This is a genomic window from Thermus sp. 2.9 (assembly GCF_000794385.1).
GTDB lineage: Bacteria > Deinococcota > Deinococci > Deinococcales > Thermaceae > Thermus > Thermus thalpophilus.
This window is the reverse complement of sequence record NZ_JTJB01000040.1, coordinates 1-3457: the sequence shown is the minus strand read 5'-3', so window position 1 is coordinate 3457 and position 3457 is coordinate 1. Positions and strand designations below refer to the sequence as shown.

The 3457-nt window shown below is 67.9% G+C and carries 3 protein-coding genes, 1 pseudogene and 1 riboswitch; of the genes and pseudogenes, 3 read left to right on the top strand and 1 reads right to left on the bottom strand.

Features of this window, described 5'->3' with window-relative positions; translation table 11 throughout:
* Positions 1-70 precede the first annotated feature (70 nt).
* Positions 71-207, top strand: a riboswitch (SAM riboswitch).
* A gap of 116 nt (positions 208-323) precedes the next feature.
* Together QT17_RS10830 and metX are read left to right on the top strand one after the other, a co-directional pair.
* A complete protein-coding gene (locus QT17_RS10830) occupies positions 324-1589 on the top strand; it encodes an O-acetylhomoserine aminocarboxypropyltransferase/cysteine synthase family protein (RefSeq protein WP_039459933.1) in 1266 nt (421 codons plus the stop codon).
* Positions 1586-2728: a homoserine O-acetyltransferase gene (gene metX, locus QT17_RS10825; RefSeq protein WP_039459931.1), complete on the top strand. Its 1143-nt coding sequence runs from the start codon at positions 1586-1588 to the stop codon at positions 2726-2728. The genes QT17_RS10830 and metX overlap by 4 nt, the downstream gene beginning before the upstream one ends.
* On the opposite strand, the gene QT17_RS10820 is transcribed toward metX, so the two are convergent.
* A complete protein-coding gene (locus QT17_RS10820) occupies positions 2725-2931 on the bottom strand; it encodes a PIN domain-containing protein (protein ID WP_152607392.1) in 207 nt (68 codons plus the stop codon). The two genes, metX and QT17_RS10820, sit on opposite strands and share 4 nt — an antisense overlap.
* 45 nt (positions 2932-2976) lie before the next feature.
* On the opposite strand from QT17_RS10820, the pseudogene QT17_RS10815 reads away from it, so the two are divergent.
* Positions 2977-3420: pseudogene (locus QT17_RS10815) on the top strand (hypothetical protein); the annotation flags it as partial.
* Positions 3421-3457: the final 37 nt, after the last annotated feature.

Below are 3457 nucleotides of genomic sequence, written 5' to 3'. Positions count from 1 at the left end.
TTGACGAGGGGCCTCCTTTTCCCTACACTGGCTCCTAACCGCGCCGGGGCGCGGCGAAAACCAGCCCGTTCTCTTATCCAGAGCGGTGGAGGGTACGGCCCAGTGAAACCGCGGCAACCTCCCGCCCCTTCCGTTCCATGGCCGGATGCGGGCGGGGCTGGTGCCAAGGCCGGCCCGGGCGGGGGAAACGCCCGGGGACGATAAGAGAGGGGGGTAAGCGCCACGCCCAACCCCTTCTTGGCGAGAGAACGGTCTTGCCGGGAAGGGGCTTTTTACGGCCCCTTCCAAGCGCCCCAGGCCGGGTCTTGGAAAGGAGGCCGAGGATGCGCTTTGAAACCCTGCAGCTTCACGCCGGCTACGAGCCGGAACCCACCACCTTAAGCCGCCAGGTTCCCATCTACCCCACCACGAGCTACGTCTTCCAAAGCCCCGAGCACGCCGCCGACCTCTTCGCCCTCCGGGCCTTCGGCAACATCTATTCCCGCATCATGAACCCCACGGTGGACGTGCTGGAAAAGCGCCTGGCCGCCTTGGAGGGGGGGAAGGCGGCTTTGGCCACCAGCAGCGGCCACGCCGCCCAGTTCCTGGCCCTCACCACCTTGGCCCAGGCGGGGGACAACCTCGTTTCCACCCCCAACCTCTACGGGGGCACCTTCAACCAGTTCAAGGTGACCCTGAAGCGCTTAGGGATTGAGGTGCGCTTCACCTCCCGGGAGGAAAGGCCCGAAGAGTTTTTGGCCCTCACCGACGAAAGGACCCGGGCCTGGTGGGTGGAGTCCATCGGGAACCCGGCCCTGAATGTCCCCGACCTCGAGGCCCTGGCCCAAGCCGCCCGGGAAGCGGGGGTGGCCCTCATCGTGGACAACACCTTCGGCATGGGGGGCTACCTCCTGAGGCCCTTGGAATGGGGAGCCGCCTTGGTGACCCACTCCCTCACCAAGTGGGTGGGGGGGCACGGGGCGGTGATCGCCGGGGGCCTGGTGGACGGGGGGAACTTCCCTTGGGACAACGGGCGCTACCCCCTCCTCACCGAGCCCCAGCCGGGCTACCACGGGCTGAAGCTCACCGAGGCCTTTGGGGAGCTGGCCTTCATCGTCAAGGCCCGGGTGGACGGCTTGCGGGACCAAGGGCAGGCCCTCGGCCCCTTTGAGGCCTGGGTGGTCCTCCTGGGGATGGAAACCCTCTCCTTGAGGGCCGAACGCCACGTGGAAAACACCCTTCACCTGGCCCACTGGCTCCGGGAGCACCCCAAGGTGGCCTGGGTGAACTACCCCGGGCTCGCGGACCACCCCCACTACCCCCGGGCCCAGAAGTACTTCCGGGGCAAACCGGGAGCGGTCCTCACCTTCGGCCACAAGGAGGGCTACGAGGGGGCTAAGCGCTTCATCTCCCGCCTCAAGCTCATCTCCCACCTGGCCAACGTGGGGGACACCCGCACCCTGGCCATCCACCCCGCCTCCACCACCCACTCCCAGCTTTCCCCCGAGGAGCAGGCCCTGGCGGGGGTTTCCCCGGAGATGGTGCGGCTCAGCGTGGGCCTGGAGCACGTGGAGGACCTGAAGGCGGAGCTGGCGGAGGCCCTGGCATGAGCGAGATCACCCTCGAGGCCTGGGGCGACCACGAGGCCCTTCTCCTCAAACCCCCCCGCTCCCCCCTTTCCATCCCCCCGCCCAAGCCCCGCACCGCCGTCCTCTTCCCTCGGCGGGAGGGTTTTTACACGGAGCTGGGGGGCTTCCTCCCCGAGGTCCGCCTGCGCTTTGAAACCTACGGCGGGCTCTCCCGCAAGCGGGACAACGCCGTCCTCGTCTTCCACGCCCTCACGGGAAGCGCCCACCTGGCGGGCACCTACGAGGAGGCCACCTTCCAAAGCCTTTCCCCCTTGGAGCAAGCCTTCGGCCGCGAAGGATGGTGGGACAGCCTGGTGGGCCCAGGGCGCATCCTGGACCCCGCCCTTTACTACGTGGTCTCCGCCAACCACCTGGGAAGCTGCTACGGCTCCACCGGGCCCCTCTCCCTAGACCCCCGCACGGGCAAGCCCTACGGCCGGGACTTCCCGCCCCTCACCATCCGCGACCTGGCCCGGGCCCAGGCGAGGCTTTTGGACCACCTGGGGGTAGAAAAGGCCGTGGTGATCGGGGGGAGCCTGGGGGGAATGGTGGCCCTGGAGTTCGCCCTCATGTACCCCGAGCGGGTCAAAAAGCTCGTGGTCCTGGCCGCCCCCGCCCGGCACGGGCCCTGGGCCCGGGCCTTCAACCACCTCGCCCGCCAGGCCATCCTGCAGGACCCCGGGTACCAGAAGGGCAACCCCGCCCCCAGGGGCATGGCCCTGGCCCGGGGCATCGCCATGATGAGCTACCGGGCCCCCGAGGGGTTTGAGGCCCGCTGGGGCGCCGAGCCCGAGCTGGGGGAAACCTACTTGGACTACCAGGGGGAGAAGTTCCTCAAGCGCTTCCACGCCGAAAGCTACCTCGTCCTCTCCCGGGCCATGGACACCCACGATGTGGGCCGGGACCGGGGCGGGGTGGAGGAGGCCCTGAAGCGGCTCCGGAGCATCCCCTCCCTCTTCGTAGGGATTGACACCGACCTCCTCTACCCCGCCTGGGAGGTGCGCCAAGCCGCCCGCCTGAGCGGGGGCCGCTACCGGGAGATCAAAAGCCCGCACGGCCACGACGCTTTCCTGATTGAGACGGACCAGGTGGAGGAGATCCTCGAGGGCTTCCTGCCCTAGCGAATGGTTTCCACCCGAACGCCCTCCACTTGAAGCCAGGCCCTATCGGCGGTAAGGGCAAGGAGGCCGTGGACCTTGGCCGTGGCGAGACAAGCCCGGTCCCCCAAGGACAGGCCCAGGCCACGGGTCTGGGGATCCAGCTCCGCGGCCACCATGGCCTCCTCTTGGGTAAAGGGAAGGACCTCCAAGCCTAGCGCCAGCACCTTGGGGAGGAGGCGTCCCGGGTCTTTTCCCCTTCCCCTCAACGCTACCGGAGGGAGGACCAGGTTCTGCGGTACCGCAGGGGGGAGGAGGTGCGGCGGGTGCGGGGGCATAGCCGGCTCCTGGCCCTGGTGCGGTGGGAGCGGGGGAGGAAGCTCCTTTGGCCCTTTGGGGGGAGTGTGGGAGCGGGGTACGCTTCCGACACGGTCTTGGGGGCATGGGCTTTGGGAAGGTTTCGCCCCTCCAGGGGGATGCTGTTGGCGGACGCGGGGTTTCACGGGCAGGAGGTGTGGGATCCGGCGGTGTACCGGTTTCGTGGGGTGGTGGAGGGGGTGTTTGGGGGGATGAAGACGGGGCTTAGGGGTGGGTATTTGGCGGAAAGGAAGCCCAAGACGGCGATGGTGCGGGCGTTCTTGGAGCTTTTGGCTTATGGCCTCAGGGTTCTCTTTTCCCTCCTCCCCCCTCCTCCGGGGTACAAGGCGATTTACTAGGCAAGCCCGTACTTTCTTGACAACTGTTCAAAGCAGA

Bases quoted from the DNA above. Each gene is read 5' to 3' on its own strand.
- QT17_RS10830 (WP_039459933.1), top strand. From the start codon at position 324: ATGCGCTTTGAAACCCTGCAGCTTCACGCCGGCTACGAGCCGGAACCC.
- metX (WP_039459931.1), top strand. From the start codon at position 1,586: ATGAGCGAGATCACCCTCGAGGCCTGGGGCGACCACGAGGCCCTTCTC.